The 17,804-nt window shown below is 69.6% G+C and carries 22 protein-coding genes and 3 tRNA genes; 5 read left to right on the forward strand and 20 right to left on the reverse strand.

Annotation, left to right across the window (positions count from 1 at the left end; genetic code table 11):
• Window positions 1-33 precede the first annotated feature (33 nt).
• The 9 genes from rplL to ACNYS0_RS17450 form a co-directional block, all read right to left on the reverse strand.
• Window positions 34-423, reverse strand: a complete 390-nt coding sequence (rplL, locus tag ACNYS0_RS17410) for a 50S ribosomal protein L7/L12 (protein ID WP_385755860.1) — start codon at window positions 421-423, stop codon at window positions 34-36.
• A 144-nt stretch (window positions 424-567) separates the two neighbouring features.
• Entirely contained in the window at window positions 568-1,098 is a 531-nt protein-coding gene (gene rplJ / locus ACNYS0_RS17415) for a 50S ribosomal protein L10 (RefSeq protein WP_385755858.1), read from the reverse strand.
• Window positions 1,099-1,363: 265 nt separating this feature from the next.
• On the reverse strand, window positions 1,364-2,314 hold the full coding sequence (locus ACNYS0_RS17420; RefSeq protein WP_422474695.1) for an SCO4651 family lipoprotein: 951 nt from the start codon (window positions 2,312-2,314) through the stop codon (window positions 1,364-1,366).
• A gap of 74 nt (window positions 2,315-2,388) precedes the next feature.
• Window positions 2,389-3,087 (reverse strand): SCO4651 family lipoprotein, encoded by a 699-nt coding sequence (locus ACNYS0_RS17425; protein ID WP_479685799.1) that lies wholly within the window; start codon window positions 3,085-3,087, stop codon window positions 2,389-2,391.
• Between the two features lie 125 nt (window positions 3,088-3,212).
• Window positions 3,213-3,944, reverse strand: a complete 732-nt coding sequence (rplA, locus tag ACNYS0_RS17430) for a 50S ribosomal protein L1 (RefSeq protein ID WP_385755853.1) — start codon at window positions 3,942-3,944, stop codon at window positions 3,213-3,215.
• A gap of 77 nt (window positions 3,945-4,021) precedes the next feature.
• Complete coding sequence (gene rplK, locus ACNYS0_RS17435) at window positions 4,022-4,456, reverse strand: 50S ribosomal protein L11 (RefSeq protein ID WP_040252631.1); 435 nt, start codon at window positions 4,454-4,456, stop codon at window positions 4,022-4,024.
• 193 nt (window positions 4,457-4,649) lie between these two features.
• Window positions 4,650-5,525, reverse strand: coding sequence for a transcription termination/antitermination protein NusG (nusG, locus tag ACNYS0_RS17440; protein WP_422474699.1), 876 nt, complete (start codon window positions 5,523-5,525; stop codon window positions 4,650-4,652).
• Between the two features lie 78 nt (window positions 5,526-5,603).
• The gene (gene secE, locus ACNYS0_RS17445; protein WP_399227942.1) at window positions 5,604-5,882 is read right to left on the reverse strand and encodes a preprotein translocase subunit SecE; all 279 of its coding nucleotides are present in this window, start codon (window positions 5,880-5,882) and stop codon (window positions 5,604-5,606) included.
• Between the two features lie 107 nt (window positions 5,883-5,989).
• Window positions 5,990-6,062: transfer RNA gene (locus ACNYS0_RS17450), tRNA-Trp, on the reverse strand.
• Window positions 6,063-6,275: 213 nt separating this feature from the next.
• Here ACNYS0_RS17450 and ACNYS0_RS17455 point away from each other — a divergent pair.
• The gene (locus ACNYS0_RS17455) at window positions 6,276-7,523 is read left to right on the forward strand and encodes a pyridoxal phosphate-dependent aminotransferase (RefSeq protein WP_385755847.1); all 1,248 of its coding nucleotides are present in this window, start codon (window positions 6,276-6,278) and stop codon (window positions 7,521-7,523) included.
• A gap of 138 nt (window positions 7,524-7,661) precedes the next feature.
• Window positions 7,662-8,684, forward strand: coding sequence for an adenosine deaminase (locus tag ACNYS0_RS17460; protein WP_422474702.1), 1,023 nt, complete (start codon window positions 7,662-7,664; stop codon window positions 8,682-8,684).
• Between the two features lie 12 nt (window positions 8,685-8,696).
• On the opposite strand, the gene ACNYS0_RS17465 is transcribed toward ACNYS0_RS17460, so the two are convergent.
• On the reverse strand, window positions 8,697-9,302 hold the full coding sequence (locus ACNYS0_RS17465) for a TetR/AcrR family transcriptional regulator (RefSeq protein ID WP_422474704.1): 606 nt from the start codon (window positions 9,300-9,302) through the stop codon (window positions 8,697-8,699).
• Window positions 9,303-9,410: 108 nt separating this feature from the next.
• On the opposite strand from ACNYS0_RS17465, the gene ACNYS0_RS17470 reads away from it, so the two are divergent.
• Window positions 9,411-10,043 (forward strand): NAD(P)-dependent oxidoreductase, encoded by a 633-nt coding sequence (locus ACNYS0_RS17470; RefSeq protein ID WP_422474706.1) that lies wholly within the window; start codon window positions 9,411-9,413, stop codon window positions 10,041-10,043.
• A 19-nt stretch (window positions 10,044-10,062) separates the two neighbouring features.
• Here the strand turns inward: ACNYS0_RS17470 and ACNYS0_RS17475 are convergent, their stop codons facing one another.
• From ACNYS0_RS17475 to ACNYS0_RS17515, 9 genes are all read right to left on the reverse strand, one after another.
• Window positions 10,063-11,118 carry a UDP-N-acetylmuramate dehydrogenase gene (locus tag ACNYS0_RS17475; protein WP_422474708.1) on the reverse strand — a complete coding sequence of 352 codons (1,056 nt, stop codon included), beginning with the start codon at window positions 11,116-11,118 and terminating at the stop codon, window positions 10,063-10,065.
• Between the two features lie 62 nt (window positions 11,119-11,180).
• The gene (locus tag ACNYS0_RS17480; RefSeq protein WP_422474710.1) at window positions 11,181-11,561 is read right to left on the reverse strand and encodes a DUF3291 domain-containing protein; all 381 of its coding nucleotides are present in this window, start codon (window positions 11,559-11,561) and stop codon (window positions 11,181-11,183) included.
• Between the two features lie 29 nt (window positions 11,562-11,590).
• The gene (locus ACNYS0_RS17485) at window positions 11,591-13,027 is read right to left on the reverse strand and encodes a DHA2 family efflux MFS transporter permease subunit (protein WP_422474711.1); all 1,437 of its coding nucleotides are present in this window, start codon (window positions 13,025-13,027) and stop codon (window positions 11,591-11,593) included.
• Window positions 13,028-13,107: 80 nt separating this feature from the next.
• On the reverse strand, window positions 13,108-13,677 hold the full coding sequence (locus ACNYS0_RS17490) for a TetR/AcrR family transcriptional regulator (RefSeq protein WP_422474713.1): 570 nt from the start codon (window positions 13,675-13,677) through the stop codon (window positions 13,108-13,110).
• Between the two features lie 134 nt (window positions 13,678-13,811).
• Window positions 13,812-14,240, reverse strand: coding sequence for a MaoC family dehydratase (locus ACNYS0_RS17495; protein WP_422474715.1), 429 nt, complete (start codon window positions 14,238-14,240; stop codon window positions 13,812-13,814).
• A 5-nt stretch (window positions 14,241-14,245) separates the two neighbouring features.
• Window positions 14,246-14,698 (reverse strand): FAS1-like dehydratase domain-containing protein, encoded by a 453-nt coding sequence (locus ACNYS0_RS17500; protein ID WP_385755830.1) that lies wholly within the window; start codon window positions 14,696-14,698, stop codon window positions 14,246-14,248.
• A 100-nt stretch (window positions 14,699-14,798) separates the two neighbouring features.
• Window positions 14,799-14,963 carry a 50S ribosomal protein L33 gene (gene rpmG, locus ACNYS0_RS17505; RefSeq protein WP_003948671.1) on the reverse strand — a complete coding sequence of 55 codons (165 nt, stop codon included), beginning with the start codon at window positions 14,961-14,963 and terminating at the stop codon, window positions 14,799-14,801.
• Between the two features lie 93 nt (window positions 14,964-15,056).
• Window positions 15,057-15,129 (reverse strand) — tRNA-Met (locus ACNYS0_RS17510).
• A 34-nt stretch (window positions 15,130-15,163) separates the two neighbouring features.
• Window positions 15,164-15,236 (reverse strand) — tRNA-Thr (locus ACNYS0_RS17515).
• 232 nt (window positions 15,237-15,468) lie between these two features.
• On the opposite strand from ACNYS0_RS17515, the gene ACNYS0_RS17520 reads away from it, so the two are divergent.
• Window positions 15,469-16,719, forward strand: a complete 1,251-nt coding sequence (locus tag ACNYS0_RS17520) for an amidohydrolase family protein (protein WP_422474718.1) — start codon at window positions 15,469-15,471, stop codon at window positions 16,717-16,719.
• Window positions 16,720-16,802: 83 nt separating this feature from the next.
• On the forward strand, window positions 16,803-17,459 hold the full coding sequence (locus ACNYS0_RS17525) for an SDR family oxidoreductase (RefSeq protein ID WP_422474720.1): 657 nt from the start codon (window positions 16,803-16,805) through the stop codon (window positions 17,457-17,459).
• 39 nt (window positions 17,460-17,498) lie between these two features.
• On the opposite strand, the gene ACNYS0_RS17530 is transcribed toward ACNYS0_RS17525, so the two are convergent.
• Window positions 17,499-17,717, reverse strand: a complete 219-nt coding sequence (locus ACNYS0_RS17530) for a hypothetical protein (RefSeq protein ID WP_385755824.1) — start codon at window positions 17,715-17,717, stop codon at window positions 17,499-17,501.
• Window positions 17,718-17,804 lie beyond the last annotated feature (87 nt).

The following is a 17,804-nucleotide window of genomic DNA, read 5'->3' on the forward strand; positions in this document are numbered from 1 at the left end:
GCCTTCAGGAGACTCGACGGAGTCGAAGAGGTCTTACTTGACCTCGACGGCCGCGCCGGCGCCCTCGAGCTGCTCCTTGGCCTTCTCGGCAGCGTCCTTGGCGACCTTCTCGAGGACCGGCTTCGGGGTGCCGTCGACGAGGTCCTTGGCCTCCTTGAGGCCCAGGGAGGTCAGCTCGCGCACGACCTTGATGACCTGGATCTTCTTGTCACCGGCGCCGGTGAGGATGACGTCGAACTCGTCCTGCTCCTCGGCGGCCTCGGCGGCGGCGCCACCAGCGGCACCACCGGCGACGACGACCGGGGCGGCAGCGGCAGCCTCGACGTCGAACTTGTCCTCGAAGGCCTTCACGAACTCGGAGAGCTCGATGAGGGTCATCTCCTCGAACTGCGCAAGCAGCTCGTCCTGGGTGAGCTTCGCCATGATGGCGGTCCTTCCACTAAATCGGCAGGTGCCGGATGTACTGGGTGAGGCGGGCGTATGCCTGTCGGCATTACGTCGTAGACGTGCGGCCCGCTGCGATCCCTGCCGTCGTCTCAGACGGCCGGGATCAAAAAGCGAGCCGAGTTACTCGGCACCGCCCTGCTCGTCCTGCTTGGCACGGAGCGCGTCCACGGTGCGGACGAGCTTCGTCGGCAGCGCGTTGAAGACGGAGGCAGCCTGCGACTGCTTCGCCTTGAAGGCACCGGCCAGCTTGGACAGCAGAACCTCGCGGGACTCGAGGTCCGCAAGCTTCTTGATCTCGTCGGCGGACAGCGCCTTGCCGTCAAGGACACCGCCCTTGATGACGAGGTTCGGGTTGTCCTTGGCGAAGTCACGAAGACCCTTCGCCGACTCCACCGGGTCACCGGTGACGAAGGCAACCGCCGTCGGACCGTTGAACAGGTCGTCGAGCGTGTTGATCCCGGCCTCGTTGGCCGCGATCTTGGTCAGCGTGTTCTTCACCACGGCGTACTCGGAGTTCTCACCGAGCGAACGGCGCAGCTGCTTGAGCTGGGCCACGGTGAGACCCCGGTACTCGGTCAGCACGGCGGCGCTCGAGCTGCGGAACTTGTCCGTGAGCTCGGCTACGGCGGCAGCCTTGTCGGGCGTCGGCATAGAGCGTCAGCCTCCTTCCGGGTGATGAGGACCGCTCGCAAGGAGGCTGGTAAAAACGAAACGCCCCGGCGCAGGCGCACGGGGCGTGAGCTCAACCGGATCCCCGAGGGGTTCCAGGAGCACTTCCACGGTCACCTGCGCGGGTCGTCCGCAGTTTCAGCGGATCCTTCGGCCACCGAACTCTCTTGCGAGCGGACGGCAACGACCAGCGGTCTTTGGCTTCTGTGGAAGGTTACGCGAAAGGGAGCGTGCCGAGCAAATCCGCTCAGGCGCCGCTGTCAAGACCGGAGGAACCGGCACCGCTCCCGGCGCCGGAGGCACCGCCGAGCTCCTTGAGCATCTGCATCATGTCGAAGGTCTGGTTCGCGGGCGGCACGTCGGCCTTCACGGGGGTGCCGTAGTCGGAGAACTTCTCGGACACCTCGATCGGGCCCTGCTTGCTGTCCATCGTGACGTCAAGGCGGACCGGAAGGTCGTCCTTGTTGATCCACAGCTCGGTGTCGTACGTCTTGATACCGGCCTTCTTGACGCTCTGGAGCATCTGGTCGCGCTCGGACTTGCTGAGGACCTTCAGCGAGTCGTTCTTCGCCAGCATCTCGTCGACGGTGAGCTTGCCCTTGTAGTGCTCCGTCTCGGTGCCGTCCACCGTGGCCGAGCCGAGGTGCTTCAGGTTCGGCGAGTCGAGCAGGACCGCGATCTGCTTGGCCGGGTCCTGGTTCATGTTGTCCAGGCTGCCGGTCATCTGGCGCGCCATCTTCTCGTCGCCGGACTTCTTCGCCATGGCGGCGAGGTCCATCTTCATCCAGCGCTTGCCGTCCATGGACTTGGCCGCGTTCGCACCCATGTCCATGTACATCACGTTGTCCCGCATGAGCATGCGGATGTTCTTGGGCGCGTCCGGACCGCCGGCCGAGAGCGCGGCGCCCGACATCGTCATGTCCATGGCGGTCGGTTCCCAGCCCATGGTGCCGGACATCTTCATGTCGCCGCCGCCCTGCGCGGCCGTCGGCATCTTCATGGTCATGTCGACCTTCGCGGACTTGGCGTCGGAGGTCTTCTTGAACGCGGCCGACACGGCCTGCGCGACCGACTGGGACCCGATCCCCGAGGCCTTCTTCTCGCCCTTGTCGTCCCCGCCCCCACATGCGGCGACGGCCGAACACAGCAGCGCGGTGGCAGCGGCGGCGCCGACCACACGTCGTACGGAAACAGTCATCTTGAATCCCACCCCTTGGTGCGTCTTGATCTGTCCGCACGATAGCGGACGCCTCGGACAGCCCGCCCACAGCTTCAACCGGCGCCCGCGACCTCCGTGAAGTCGACGGTGTCGCGTGCCGCCGGGCGTTCGGCCGCGGCCGGGGCGCCGTATCCGCGGTAGTGCACGGTCACCGTGAAGTCGCCCACGCGCTGGGTGCGCCGCACCAGAAGATGCCGGGCGTCGAGCCATACGTCGATGTGCCCGCGGGCCGCACTCCCCCGGTAGTGGGTGGCCCGTGTGCCGCGCACGGTCTCCCGCCCCACCCTGTGGACGTCCTCGGCCCCGACGAGCGCCGTGAGCGAGTCGGCCGGGGTGAGGTCGCCGCGGGTGTCGTACGGGCGGCGGATCCAGTGGCGGCCGCCCTGGAGCTCGGCGAACCGGTCGCTCATGCGGGTGTACTGGGCCTCCGGGAGGAAGCGCGTCTGCGAAGGGTCACCGCCCAACGCGCGCGTGGAGGCAGCCAGTTCGCCGCCGGTGACCCGCACGGTCAGGGTGCCTTCGACGCCGTCCGACCAGCTCAGCGCGCCCGTGCTGCGCGAGGTCAGCCGCTCGCCCGTGGTCATCGTCGCGTCGACGCGCGCCGAGCCCGCCGCGCGAACCTGCTGCCTGGCCGTGCGCAGCGCCTCGCGTGCCTCGCGCGCCTCGTCGGCCCCGTGCTCCGGCGTCCCGCCGCAGGCGGCCAGCAGACTGCCCACGGCTGCCAGAGTCACCACGCGCGCGTACTTCGGCATCCGCTCCCCCAGTCGGTCACCGCGAAGCTAGCGCAGCCCCACGCCGTGCGGGCCGGAAAAGCGGAACGGGCCCCGCACCTCGAAAGGTGCGGGGCCCGTAGCGACTACAGCGAGCCTTGAAGGGCTCAGACCGCGGCCGGGTCCTCCTCGACGAGGAGGTTCCGGGTGCGGTTGGAGTCGAGCTGAATGCCGGGGCCCATCGTGGTGCTGATGGCGGCCTTCTTGATGTAGCGACCCTTGGCGGCGGACGGCTTCAGGCGGAGGATCTCCTCCAGGGCCGCGCCGTAGTTCTCCACCAGCTTGGCGTCGTCGAAGGACACCTTGCCGATGATGAAGTGCAGGTTCGCGTGCTTGTCGACGCGGAACTCGATCTTGCCGCCCTTGATCTCGGTCACGGCCTTGGCCACGTCCGGGGTCACGGTGCCGGTCTTCGGGTTCGGCATGAGGCCACGCGGACCGAGCACGCGGCCGAGGCGGCCGACCTTGCCCATGAGGTCCGGGGTGGCGACAACGGCGTCGAACTCGTTCAGACGGTCGCCCTTGGCGATCTCGGCGATGAGCTCGTCGGAACCGACGATGTCGGCGCCCGCGGCTTCCGCGGCCGCAGCACGGTCACCGGTCGCGAAGACCAGGACCCGGGCGGTCTTGCCGGTGCCGTGCGGCAGGTTCACGGTGCCACGGACCATCTGGTCGGCCTTGCGCGGGTCAACGCCCAGGCGGAAGGCGACCTCGACGGTGCCGTCGAACTTCGACGTGGAGGTCTCCTTGGCGAGACGGACGGCCTCGAGCGGGGCGTAGAGCTTGGCCCCGTCGACCTTGGCGTCCGCAGCGCGGAGAGACTTGCTGCGCTTGCTCACTTGCTTCTCCTGAGTTCTAGAGGAGTCGTGGTGCGGGCCGAGCAGGCCCTGCCACGGATGGATCTGCGAGGTGGAGGTCAGCCCTCGACCGTGACGCCCATGGAACGGGCGGTGCCGGCGATGATCTTGGACGCGGCGTCCAGGTCATTGGCGTTGAGGTCGGGCATCTTGGTGGTGGCGATCTCGCGGACCTGCGCCTCGGTGATCTTGGCGACCTTGGTCTTGTGCGGCTCGCCAGAGCCCTTCTCGACACCAGCGGCCTTGAGGATCATCTTCGCGGCCGGCGGGGTCTTGGTGATGAAGGTGAAGGAACGGTCCTCGTAGACCGTGATCTCCACCGGGATGACCCAACCGCGCTGCGACTCGGTCGCGGCGTTGTAGGCCTTGCAGAACTCCATGATGTTCACGCCGTGCTGGCCCAGCGCGGGGCCGACAGGCGGGGCCGGGTTGGCGGCGCCGGCCTGGATCTGGAGCTTGATGAGCCCCGTGACCTTCTTCTTCTTGGGAGGCATGTGCTCTCTCTCCGGGTCTTAGTGAGAGTGTTCAGCCACCATCCTCATGAATGATCGTTGGGATCATCCGGATGGAGGCATACCGCACAACGATAACGGGTATCCATGTGCGGCTAAAAACCGAGCAGGTCAGACAGGCTTTGCAGCCCGTCTGACCTGTTCGGAAGCGTGTGCCCAGAAGGCGCCCGAAGGGCTAGTTCTTCTGGATCTGGTCGAAGCTGAGCTCGACCGGGGTCTCGCGACCGAAGATCTCGACGAGGCCCTTGACCTTCTTCGAGTCGGCGTTGATCTCGTTGATCGTCGCCTGAAGCGTCGCGAACGGGCCGTCGGTGACGGTGACCGAGTCGCCGACCTCGAAGTCCAGGACCTCGACGGTGACCTTGCGGGCCGGAGCCGGCTTGCCCTCGGCCTCGGCGGCCTCCTTGGCGGCCTTCTCCTCGGCCTCCGGGGCGAGCATCTTGACGATCTCGTCCAGGGTCAGCGGGTACGGGTCGTAGGCGTTGCCCACGAAGCCGGTGACGCCGGGCGTGTTGCGGACGACGCCCCAGGACTCGTTCGTCAGGTCCATGCGGACGAGCACGTAACCGGGCAGCTTGTTCTGCCGGACGTTCTTGCGCTCGCCGTTCTTGATCTGGACGATCTCTTCCTCGGGGACTTCAGCCTGGTAGATGAATTCCTCGACGTTGAGCGAGACGGCGCGCTGCTCCAGGTTCGCCTTCACGCGCTTCTCGTAGCCCGCGTAGGTGTGGATGACGTACCAGTCGCCGGGCAGGAACCGCAGCTCGTCGCGGAGCGCGGCGACCGGGTCGACCGGCTCCTCGTCGGCGGCCTCGACGTCCTCGGCGGCTTCCTCGGCCTCGGCCGGAGCGTCCTCCGCCTGGGCCTCCTCGGCCTCGGCGTCGGCGTCCGCCACGGTCTCGACCGCGGCTTCCTCGGCGGGCTCGCCGGCGGCGATGTCGGCAGCCTCGGCCTGGTCCGGGTCCTCGGCGTCTGCCGCCTCGACGATGTCGAGCTCGTCCTCAGCGGACTCGACCGGCTCGATCGCCTCGTTCAGGTTCGGGTCAGACACTGTGGCTGCTTCTTCCTGGATACATAGGGGTGGAACGCGCGAAAGGGGCGCCGGACACGGCGCCCTCCGCTTTTCGGCTCAGCCGAATACGTACTTGACAAGGTGGTTGAAGCCATAGTCAATCACGGTGACAAGACCGATCATGATGACGACGAACACAATCACCACTGTGGTGTACGTCGAGAGCTGACTGCGAGTCGGCCAGACGACCTTGCGGAGTTCCGCGACGATCTGGCGGTAGAAGAGCGCGAGACGGCCGAAGGGGCCCTTCTTGCCGCGCTTTCCGCCCTTGCGGGCCTTCTTGGACTCCGGTGCCTCAGCATCAGGCTTGTCGATGGAGCCCACGGCGTCCGTCACTCGTCCTCACCTGATTCCGGGTCGTGGCCGTGCCGCGCCCGGTGGAGCCGCACGGCGGTGCAATGCAGTACGTACATGCGCACACATCCTGGCGAAGGAGTGTGTAGCAGGGCCGGAGGGACTTGAACCCCCAACCGCTGGTTTTGGAGACCAGTGCTCTACCAATTGAGCTACGACCCTTTGTCTCCCCCAACGTACCGCATCCGCCCGGACGCACGGAGTGCGGTCGGAAGGCGCGGCCGTTGAAGGCCAACGAGCAGTGAGTGTACGTGTTCCGGAGCCCTCCGTCGAACGAGCAACATCCGCATGTGGATCAAGAAGTGGATCAAGAGCGGTTTCTCGCTCTTCGAAACCCGTGTGCCCGGCGGCTTTCCGGTCTGGAACGATGGGGCCATGAGCGCTGCAACTCCTTCTCCGTCCGCAGGTTCCTCTCCCACCGAGCGTCGGGTGTCGGCCCGGGTCGGCTCGATCTCCGAGTCCGCGACCCTCGCCGTCGACGCCAAGGCCAAGGCCCTCAAGGCCGCCGGGCGCCCGGTGATCGGCTTCGGCGCCGGTGAGCCCGACTTCCCGACGCCGGACTACGTGGTCGAGGCCGCCATCGAGGCCTGCAAGAACCCGAAGTTCCACCGCTACACCCCCGCCGGCGGTCTGCCCGAGCTGAAGGCCGCGATCGCCGCGAAGACGCTGCGCGACTCCGGCTACGAGGTCGACGCCTCGCAGATCCTGGTGACGAACGGCGGCAAGCAGGCCATCTACGAGGCGTTCGCCGCGATCCTCGACCCGGGCGACGAGGTCATCGTCCCGGCCCCGTACTGGACCACGTACCCGGAGTCGATCCGCCTCGCGGGCGGTGTCCCGGTGGAGGTCGTCGCCGACGAGACGACCGGCTACCGCGTCTCCGTGGAGCAGCTGGAGGCCGCGCGCACCGAGCGCACCAAGGTCGTGCTGTTCGTGTCGCCCTCGAACCCGACGGGCGCCGTGTACAGCGAGGCCGACGCGGAGGCCATCGGCCGCTGGGCCGTGGAGCACGGCCTGTGGGTGATGACGGACGAGATCTACGAGCACCTCGTCTACGGGGACGCGAAGTTCACCTCGCTGCCCGCGCTCCTTCCGGAGCTGCGCGACAAGTGCATCGTGGTCAACGGTGTGGCGAAGACGTACGCGATGACCGGCTGGCGCGTCGGGTGGATCATCGGCCCGAAGGACGTCGTGAAGGCCGCGACGAACCTTCAGTCGCACGCCACGTCGAACGTCTCCAACGTGGCGCAGGCGGCCGCGCTCGCCGCCGTGTCCGGGGACCTGACGGCCGTGGAGAAGATGCGCGAGGCCTTCGACCGGCGTCGTAAGACGATCGTGCGGATGCTCAACGAGATCGACGGCTTCGTGTGCCCGGAGCCCGAGGGCGCGTTCTACGCGTACCCGTCGGTGAAGGGCCTGCTCGGCAAGGAGATCCGCGGCAAGCGTCCGCAGAGCTCCGTCGAGCTCGCCGCGCTCATCCTGGAGGAGGCCGAGGTCGCGGTGGTACCGGGCGAGGCCTTCGGTACGCCGGGTTACCTGCGCCTGTCGTACGCGCTCGGTGACGAGGACCTCGTCGAGGGCGTTTCGCGCATCCAGAAGCTGCTCGCCGAGGCGCGCGACTGATTCGCCGTTCTCCGTAGTCCGCGGTTTCACGCGAGCGGGCCGTCTCCTTACGGAGGCGGCCCGCTTGTTCGTTCGGGCAGGGCCCCGAAGGTGGAAAGGCGCTACCGGTACGACAGGTGTGTACGGCAGGATCTTGGGATGGAGCGTGTAGGACGTGATGTACGTCAATTGCCCAAGGCCCACCTGCATCTGCACTTCACGGGGTCGATGCGGCCCACGACCCTGCTGGAACTCGCCGACAAGTACGGGGTGCGGCTGCCCGAGGCGCTGACCGGGGCCGAGCCGCCGAAGCTGCGAGCGACGGACGAGCGCGGCTGGTTCCGCTTCCAGCGGCTCTACGATGCCGCGCGTTCCTGCCTGCGGGCCCCCGAGGACATTCAGCGTCTGGTGCGGGAGGCCGCGGAGGAGGACATCGCGGACGGGTCCGGGTGGCTGGAGATCCAGGTCGACCCGACGTCGTACGCGCCGCGGCTCGGCGGTCTGATCCCGGCCCTGGAGATCATCCTGGACGCCGTCGACAGCGCCGCGCGGGAGACCGGGCTCGGGATGCGCGTCCTGGTCGCCGCGAACCGCATGAAGCATCCGCTGGACGCCCGCACGCTGGCGCGGCTCGCGGTGCGGTACGCGGACCGGGGCATCGTCGGCTTCGGGCTCTCCAACGACGAACGGCGCGGCATGGCGCGGGACTTCGACCGGGCGTTCCACATCGCGCGGGAGGGCGGGCTGCTGAGCGCGCCGCACGGGGGCGAGCTGACCGGGCCGTCGTCCGTGCGCGACTGCCTCGACGACCTGGACGCCACGCGGATCGGCCACGGAGTGCGGGCCGCCGAGGACCCGCGGCTCCTGAAGCGCCTCGCGGACGGGGGCGTGACCTGCGAGGTGTGCCCGGCATCGAACGTCGCCCTCGGCGTCTACGAGAAGCCCGAGGACGTGCCGCTGCGCACGCTGTTCGAGGCCGGGGTGCCGATGGCGCTGGGTGCGGACGACCCGCTCCTGTTCGGCTCGCGGCTCGCCGCCCAGTACGACATCGCGCGGCGCCACCACGGATTCTCGGACGCCGAACTGGCCGAACTGGCCCGGCAGTCGGTGCGCGGCTCCGCGGCCCCGCACGACACCAAGGAGAAGCTCCTGGGCGGCATCGAGGAGTGGCTGGCCGTCTGACCGGCGGGAGGCTCAGGCGATCCCGTTGAGCAGCGTGCGCGCGATGTGGGCCGCGAACTCGTCCACCGGCTGGGGCGGTCTGCCGTCCGGGGACATCTCGTAGGCGAAGGCGCGCTGGGAGCAGGCGCCCAGCAGGAGCGAGGCGGCCGCGTACGTGTCGGCCTCGGCGCTGATGCGGCCGGCCTTCTGTTCGGCCCGCAAGTAGGCGTCCAGGCCCTGGATCGGCTTGTGCGGTCCTGTGCCCAGTTCGCGCATCACCTCTTCGTGGCGGCGCTTGAGCTTGGGCTCGGCGTACAGGGACGCGGCCATCGGGAACGTCTGCTCGTAGAAGAGCGCCGCTTCGTGGGCGATGTCGGTGAGGTTCTGCTCAACCGTACGGTCGGGGTCCCCCGCCCCCTCCCTGAGGAGCCTTCCGAGCAGGGAACCCAGCTTCGGGAGGCGCTCGCCCAGCACCGTCACGAAGAGTTCCTCCTTGTTGGCGAAGTACTTGTAGAGCGCCGCTTCGGAGCAGCCCGCCGCCTTGGCGATCTCCTTGGTGGTCGTCCGGGCGAGACCGATGCTCAGCATGAGTTCGTGGGCCGCGTCGACGATGCGGACTCGGGCCGGCTTCTGGTCCATGCGGGCTCCAACCAAGCTTGACGCGGGGGTGAGTACTCACTCACTCTAAGGGTGAAGTGGGGTGAGTGAACACTTACCCACCATCTTCTCCACACCCGGAGGTACGCCATGAAGCTCACGGTTTTCGGTGCGACGGGCGGGATCGGACGGGAGGTCGTCCGGCAGGCCCTGGACGCGGGGCACGAGGTCACGGCGGTGGTCCGCGATCCCGCGCGGCTCACGGTGACCGGCGAGCGCCTGGAGGTGGTCCGCGGCGACCTGAAGGATCCCGAGTCGCTGCGTCCGGCGGTCGCGGGCCGGGACGCCGTGCTGTCCGGCCTGGGCGCCCGCAGGCGCGCGGACGCGGGCATCGCCACGGAGCTGACGCGTTCGGTCCTGAAGGCGATGGAGGCGGAGGGCGTGCGCCGCCTCGTGGTGGTCAGCGCGGCGCCGGTGGGCCCGCAGCCCGAGGACTCCTCGCTCGCCGACCGGCTGATGCTCAAGGTCGTCGGCGCGGTCCTGAAGGACGTCTACGTCGATCTGTCCGCCATGGAGGCCGAGTTGGCGAGCAGTGCGACGGACTGGACCTCGGTGCGGCCGCCCCGCCTCCAGGACAAGCCGCTCACCGGTTCGTACCGCACGGTCGTGGGCGGCTTCCCGCGCGCGGGGCGGTTCGCCGGCCGCGCGGACGTGGCGCACGCGATGCTGGCGATGGTGGACGACCCGGCGACGGTGAAGCAGGGCGTCGGCATCGCCTACTAGGCACGGGGCGGCGGGCGGTTCAGAGGCTGACGCCCACCGTCACCGGCTCGTTGACCAGCGTCACCCCGAAGACGTCCCTGACCCCGGCGACGACCTCACGGGCGAGCGCGAGCAGGTCCTCCGTGGTGGCCTCGCCGCGGTTGGTCAGGGCGAGGGTGTGCTTGGTGGAGATGCGGGCGGGGCCGCTCCCGTAGCCCTTGGTGAAGCCCGCCTTGTCGATGAGCCAGGCAGCCGAGGTCTTGGTGAGGCCCTCCCCGGCGGGGAACGCGGGGGCCTTGGCGTCCTCCCCCAGGTGCTCGACCACGCGCGCGTGGAAGGCCGCGAACTCCGCGTCCGTGAGGATCGGGTTGGTGAAGAACGAGCCCGCCGACCACGTGTCGTGGTCCTCCGGGTCGAGCACCATGCCCTTGCCGCCGCGCAGCTTCAGGACGGTCTCGCGCGCGAGGACCGCCGAGACCCGCTCGCCCGCCTCGACGCCGAGGGCGCGCGCGGTCTCCGGGTACTTGAGCGGCGCGCTGAGGCCGCCCGCGTCCTCCAGCTCGAACCGCACGCGCAGCACTACGTAGCGGTCGGGTTCGGCCTTGAAGCGGCTGTGCCGGTACGAGAAGGCGCACTCGGCGTTCGGGATCGTGACGGTCTCGCCGGCCGTGCGGTCGTAGGCGACCACCTCGGTGATCGTGGCGGAGACCTCCTGGCCGTACGCCCCCACGTTCTGGATCGGCGTCGCGCCCGCGGAGCCGGGGATCCCGGCGAGGCACTCGACGCCCGCGAGCCCGGCTTCGACCGTGCGTTCGACGGCGTCGGTCCAGACCTCACCGGCCGCCAGTTCCAGCTTCGTACCGTCGAGTTCGAAGCCCTTGGTGGCGATGCGCAGGGCGGTGCCCGCGAAGCCCTTGTCGCCGATGACGAGGTTGCTGCCGCCGCCGACGATCAGCAGCGGCGTACCGGCCGCGTCGGCCTCGCGCACCGCTTCGATCACCTCGGCGTCGGTGGTCGCGGTGAGCAGCCGGGTGGCGGGCCCGCCGAGCCGGAAGGTGGTCAGGGGGGCGAGAGGGGCGTCGTGGAGTTCCTGCACGCGCTCAAGGGTACGAGAACGGCCCCGCCGCTCGGACGGGGCCGCTGTCGTCGTGGCCGGGCTCACTCGAAGCGCGACAGGACGTCCTTCCAGTGGAGCGGCAGCTCGTCGGTCGACGCCTTCCAGGTGAGGAAGGTCGAGTCCTTCATCTGGCCCCGCAGGCCCGCGGAGATCCCCGCGTGCGGCGCGGTGACCGCGAAGTCCCGCAGGGCCTTGGGCGACTCCCACACGGACAGGGTCCAGAAGGTGCGCCGCACGGGCGCCGCCTTGAGGGTCGCTCCGTAGGCGCCCGGTGCCCGCCCCACCTGTCGCCAGATGGCGGGCGTACGGGCGAAGAACTTCAGGGCGCCCCACAGCGTGCGGGTCTCGAAGCGGGAGGCGAAGACATGGGCCTCCACGCGCGCGGGTGGGGTGTTCGGGGTGGTCCAGGGCAGGGTCGGCATGGCGTTCCTCCCGTAGAGGTCTCCAGCGGTCAGGCGTTTTCCAGGACCGGAGCGGGCTCAGCATCCCGCGCGTCGGGCGTCGTGCGCCCCGCCCGTGGGATGAACAGGGCGGCGGCAGCGGCCACGGCCACGATCCCGGCGCCCACCCACAGCGCGGGCTGGATGCCGTTCACGAAGTGCTGGGCGGAGTCGTAGCCGCCCTGGGCCGAGAAGACCGACGACATGACCGCGATACCGAGCGCGCCGCCGACCTCGCGCAGCGCGTTGTTGGCGCCGGAAGCGATGCCCTGCTCCTGCGGCAGGACGCTGGACATGACCAGGTTGGCGGCCGGGGCGAAGTAGAGGGCCATGCCGACGCCGCTGACGATCAGGGCCGGCAGCTGGGCGGCGTACGAGACGTCGGCGGAGACCACGGCGGCGAACCAGCCGAGCCCGACGGCCTGGAGGAAGAGCCCCGCCGCGACGACGGGCCGGCCGCCGATGCGGTCCGAGAGGATCCCGGCGATCGGCGCGACGAGCATCGGCATGCCGGTCCAGGGCAGCATCCGCAGGCCCGCCTCGGTCGGCGAGTAGCCGAGCACGCCTTGCAGGAACTGGCTGAGCAGGAAGATCGAGCCGAACATCCCGAGGAACATCAGCAGGCTCGCGGCGTTGATCCCTGCGAAGGCGCGGGAGCGGAAGAGCCGCATGGGCAGCATGGAGTTCTCGTTGCGGATTCCGTGGCGCACGAACCCGACGAGCAGCGCCGTGCCCGCGAACAGGCCGGTCAGCACGAGGGTGTCGGTCCAGCCGACGACGGGCGCGCGCACCAGGCCGTACACGATGCCGAACAGACCGCCGCTGGCGAGCAGCGTGCCCACGATGTCGAGGCGGGCGCCCGCGCCGTACGACTCCTTCAGGCGCAGCCGGGCGAGGGGCAGCAGGGCGAGGCCCAGCGGAACGTTCAGCCAGAAGATCCAGTGCCAGGAGACGTGCTCGGTGAGGCTGCCGCCGATCAGCGGCCCCGAGGCCACGGCGAGACCGTTGACCGCGCCCCAGATCCCGAACGCGAGGCCGCGCTTGGCCGCCGGGACGGCCGCGGTGAGCAGGGTCAGGGTGAGCGGCATCATGACCGCGGCGCCGACGCCCTGCACGGCGCGGGCGGCGATCAGCGAGTCGATGCCGGACGCCATGGCCGCGGCGGCGGAGGCCCCGGTGAAGATCGTGAGTCCGACCAGGAAGAGCCGCCTGCGCCCAAAGCGGTCCCCGAGTGCCGCGCCGAACATCAGCAGGACGGCGAAGGTGAGCGTGTAGGCGCTGACCGTCCACTCCAGGTCGTCGAGCGCGCCGCCGAGGTCCTGGCGGATGGACGGCAGGGCCGTGGTGACGACGAGGTTGTCGAGGGCCGCCATGAATCCGGCGACGCTGGTGATGAGGAGCGCCCAGAGGGCTCCTCCGCGCTGTGCTGGTGCCGCTGTCCGTGCCATTGCTTCCCCCAGTGATCGCTTGGTTAGTTATTGATGACTAACTTGCGTGGGCAAAAAAACACGCTTTGCGCCACGCGGACTCACTCCTTCTCGGCCGCCCGAGGCTGCGTCGCCTCGTGGAACCCGGCCCAGACCCGGTGGTCCGGCTTGAAGCCCATGGACACCAGGACGTTGATCAGCATCCCGAAGGCGAGGAACTGCGTCGTCTCCCCGACGTCCGCCCCCATCGCCAGGTTGGCCACGTCGTACATCTCCATCCAGGAACCCCGCAGCGACTCCCCGAACTCCCGGTCCCCGGCCGCTTCGGCGGCGGCCACGGCGACGTAGATCTGCATCTGCATGAGCAGTTTCTCGGGGTCCTCGGCGATCAGCGCCTGGTACGCGTCCCCCATGCACTGCACCGCCTCCTCCCCCTCGGCACCCTCGGAAGCCCGCTGGAAGACCTTGGTGATGTCCTGACAGCAGCGCTGGGCGGCGGCGAGAAAGATGGCCTGCTTGCCCGGGAAGAGACGGAAGAGATACGGCTGCGAGACACCGACCCGCTTGGCGATCGCCTCGGTGGACGTGCCGTTGTAGCCGCCGCGGGCGAACTCCGTGATCGCCGCACGGATGACGCTCTCGCGCCGCTCCTCCGCACTCATCCTGACCATGCGGACAAGTTAGTGGCCAATCACTACCTACGTCAATCCCTTCGGGAATCGGCATCCGTGATGCGCGGACCGGCATGCGTAAGGGGCGCCCCACCATGGAGGACGCCCCTTACACACAGCTACGTAGGCAGCGATCAGACCAGCTGAACGACGGCCCGCGACATCCCGAGCACCTTCTGCCCGGCGCTCGTCGCGATCAGGTCGACCCGTACGCGGTTGTCGTCGAGCTTGGCCGCGACCTTGGCGCCGACCTCGACCTCGGCACCCTTGTCGTCGTTCGGCACGACGACCGGCTTGGTGAAGCGGACGCCGTACTCGACGACGGCGGCCGGGTCACCGGTCCAGTCGGTGACGACGCGGATCGCCTCGGCCATCGTGAACATGCCGTGCGCGATCACGTCCGGCAGCCCGACCTCGACCGCGAACTTCTCGTTCCAGTGGATCGGGTTGAAGTCCCCGGAGGCGCCCGCGTACTGCACGAGCATGGCACGCGTCACAGGAAAGGTCTGCGCGGGCAGCTCCGTGCCGACCTCGACGTCGGCGTACTTGATGGTCGTCGCCATGGCGATCAGGCCTCCTCAGCGGCGCGCGAGACGAGCTTGGTCCAGGCGGTCACGACGTGCTCACCGGCCTCGTCGTGCACCTCGCCCCGCACGTCGATGATGTCGTTGCCCGCGAGCGACTTGATGCCCTCGATGGTCGAGGTCACGGTCAGCCGGTCGCCGGCCCGCACCGGACGCGTGTAGGCGAACTTCTGGTCGCCGTGCACGACGCGGCTGTAGTCCAGACCCAGCTCCGGGTCGTGGATCACCTCGCCCGCGGCCTTGAAAGTGATGGCAAACACAAAAGTCGGCGGCGCGATCACATCGGGGTGACCGAGCTCCTCGGCTGCGGCACGGTCGAGGTAGGCGGGATTCGCGTCCCCCACCGCCTCGGCGAACTCACGGATCTTCTCCCGGCCGACCTCGTACGGGGCGGTGGGCGGATAGGTCCGCCCCACGAAGGACTGGTCGAGCGCCATGGGCTCGGCACCTCCTGGAAGTGTTCTTCGAACTGCCTGGTCTACGAAAACGACACGAGGCCGCCCCCGAAGTGGGGACGGCCTCGTGTACGAGCCTGATTTATCGCGTTTCGCGGTGCGCGGTGTGCGCATTGCAACGCGGGCAGTGCTTCTTCATCTCAAGACGATCCGGGTTGTTACGCCGGTTCTTCTTGGTGATGTAGTTCCGCTCCTTGCACTCCACGCAGGCCAGCGTGATCTTCGGGCGGACGTCGGTGGCAGCCACGTGAGTGCTCCTTGACGAACGGATGGGACAAATGGTTTAACACATAGAAGAGTAGCCGATCGAAGGACCGACCCCACAATCGGCTACTGTCAGTAGCGGTGACCGGACTTGAACCGGTGACACAGCGATTATGAGCCGCTTGCTCTACCGACTGAGCTACACCGCTGTGATGCAAGCGACGCGAACGACGTCTGCACCAGAGCCCCAATGCGGAATCGAACCGCAGACCTTCTCCTTACCATGGAGACGCTCTACCGACTGAGCTATTGGGGCGAGCGAGGAAGACATTACACGGTTGCGCGCCGATCGCCCAAATCCGTTTCGCGCCCCCGTCGGCCGGGAACGTCGGCGCCTTCCCACGGCTGGCACACGAGCCCCTCGGACCCCACCAGTACGACTATTTCGGCGGTCCTCGAAGCTCCCCTGTCGCGGTTCTAGGCTCGACCCACCCTGCGTGATCTTGTGACGCGATGTGCGTCGTCCTCACCGAGCCCTCAGGAGCGCGATGCCCCACAGCCCCTCGCAGCAGCCACCGTCACCCGGCGTGCCCGAGGGTTCCGGGCTGCTGCTGAGCGGCGCCCGGCTCACCGACGGCAGGACCGTGGACGTACGGCTCGACGGCGGGCGCATCGAGGCGGTCGGCACGGCCGGCAGCCTCACCCCGCACGGCTCGCGCCTGGACCTCACCGGCTGCCTGCTGCTCCCTGCCCCCGTGGAGCCGCACGCGCACGGCGACACGGCCCTGTCGGCCGACTGCGAGGGCCCCGTCCCGTACGACCCGGAGGACGTCCAGCGCCGGGCCACCGAGGGCACCCTGCTGCAACTCGGCCACGGGGCCACCGCCCTGCGCACCCATGTGCGGATCGGTGACATGGAGGGGCTCGGTTCGATGGAGGCGGTGCTCCAGGCGCGGCGTTCGCTGGTGGGGCTCGCGGATCTGCGCACGGTGGCCATGCCCCGGCTGCTGACCGGGCTCGCCGGGGCCGACGGGCTCGCCATGCTGCGGGACGCCGTCAAGATGGGCGCCTCCGTAGTGGGCGGCTGCCCCGACCTGGACCCCGATCCAACGGGCTACGTAGAGGCGGTGCTCGAGGTCGCCGCCGAACACGGGTGCCCGGTCGACCTGCACACGGACGGGGCCGATCCGGTGCGGCTCGGGCGGCTCGCGGCGGCGGTCGGCGGGCTGCGCACGGGCGTCACCCTGGGCCCACTGGGCGGGCTCTCCCGGCTCCCGGAGGAAGTGGCGCGGCCCGCCGTGGACCGGCTCGCGGCCGCGGGGGTGACGGTGATGTGCCTGCCCCAGGGCGCGTGCGCGGGGGTGGACGAGCGGGGCGTCGCGCCGGTGCGGCTGCTGCGGGCGGCCGGGGTGCCGGTCGCGGCGGGCAGCGGGGCGCTGCGCGACGTGTCGAACCCCGTGGGGCGCGGCGATCCGCTGGAGGCCGCCTACTTGCTGGCCTCGCGCTACGGGATGCGCCCGGAGGACGCCTACGAAGCGGTGAGCTCGACGGCCAGGGCGGCGCTCGGCCTCCCGGAGGTGCGGGTCGAGGCGGGGTTCCCCGCGGAGCTGCTCGCGGTGCGGGGCGACCGGCTCGCGGGGGCGCTGTCCCTCGCGTACAGCCGGATCGTCGTCCACCGGGGACGCGTCGTGGCGCGGACCAGCGCGGTGCGGGAGTACTGCGACTCGGCCGCCGCGGTCGCCCTCGATCTGCCGCGGCAGGGGCGGGCGGCCAAGTACAGGGGCGGCGGCCCCGCTTGAGCGCCGGGATCGAACGGGTGGGCGCTGCCGGGGCACGCATGGTTGCACGGTGAACCGTCCGCTTCGGGCGTACCGTCGGAGGCATGCGCATTGTCATCGCTGGGGGTCATGGTCAGATCGCGCTGCGGCTCGAGCGGCTGCTCTCCGCGCGCGGGGACGAGGTCGCGGGCATCATCCGCAGGTCGGAGCAGAGTGACGACCTGCGTTCCGCCGGTGCGGAGCCCGTTCTGTGCGACTTGGAGTCCGCGTCCGTGGAGGAGGTCGCGGCGCATCTGCAAGGGGCGGACGCGGCCGTTTTCGCGGCGGGTGCGGGTCCGGGCAGCGGCGCCGGCCGCAAGGACACCGTGGACCGGGACGCCGCCGTGCTGTTCGCGGACGCCGCGGAGCGGGCCAAGGTGCGCCGCTACGTCGTGGTGTCGTCGATGGGCGCGGACGCCGCGCACGAGGGCGACGACGTCTTCGACGTGTACCTGCGGGCCAAGGGCGCGGCCGACGACGACGTACGGCGCCGTACCGGGCTCGACTGGACGATCCTGCGGCCCGGTCAGCTGACGAACGACGCGGGGACCGGGCTCGTCCGTCTGGAGGCCTCCACCGGGCGCGGGCCGGTGCCGCGCGACGACGTGGCGGCCGTCCTCGCGGAACTGGTGGACACGCCCGCCACCGCGGGGCTGACGCTGGAGCTGATCTCCGGCTCCACGCCGGTCACGGTGGCGGTGAAGTCGGTCGCGGGCAACTGAGTCGCGTACGCGGACGGGTGGCCTGTCCGCGTCGGCGCCTCAGAACAGCGGCATCTGACCCGGCACGTGCGGGACCACGTACCCGTCGAGCGCGTCCTGGACGGCGCCGAGCTGGGCGGGGCGGCGTGAGCCGGGGCAGGAGACCAGCTCGCCCGCGGCGCGGGAGCCGGGCGGATCGTGGCGGGCGAAGCGGCCCGCCACGACCGCGATGTCGCGGCGGCATTCGGGGCAGTTTCGGCGGCGGGATGTCGTCGGCATGGGTTCAGTCTGCGTCGTGATCGCGGCGGACACACGGTGAGACGCCCTCAGGAAGCAACCCGAGAGAGCTTTTCGCGGTGCGACACG

The organism is Streptomyces anthophorae, assembly GCF_049310305.1.
In the GTDB taxonomy this organism is placed as follows: Bacteria; Actinomycetota; Actinomycetes; order Streptomycetales; family Streptomycetaceae; genus Streptomyces.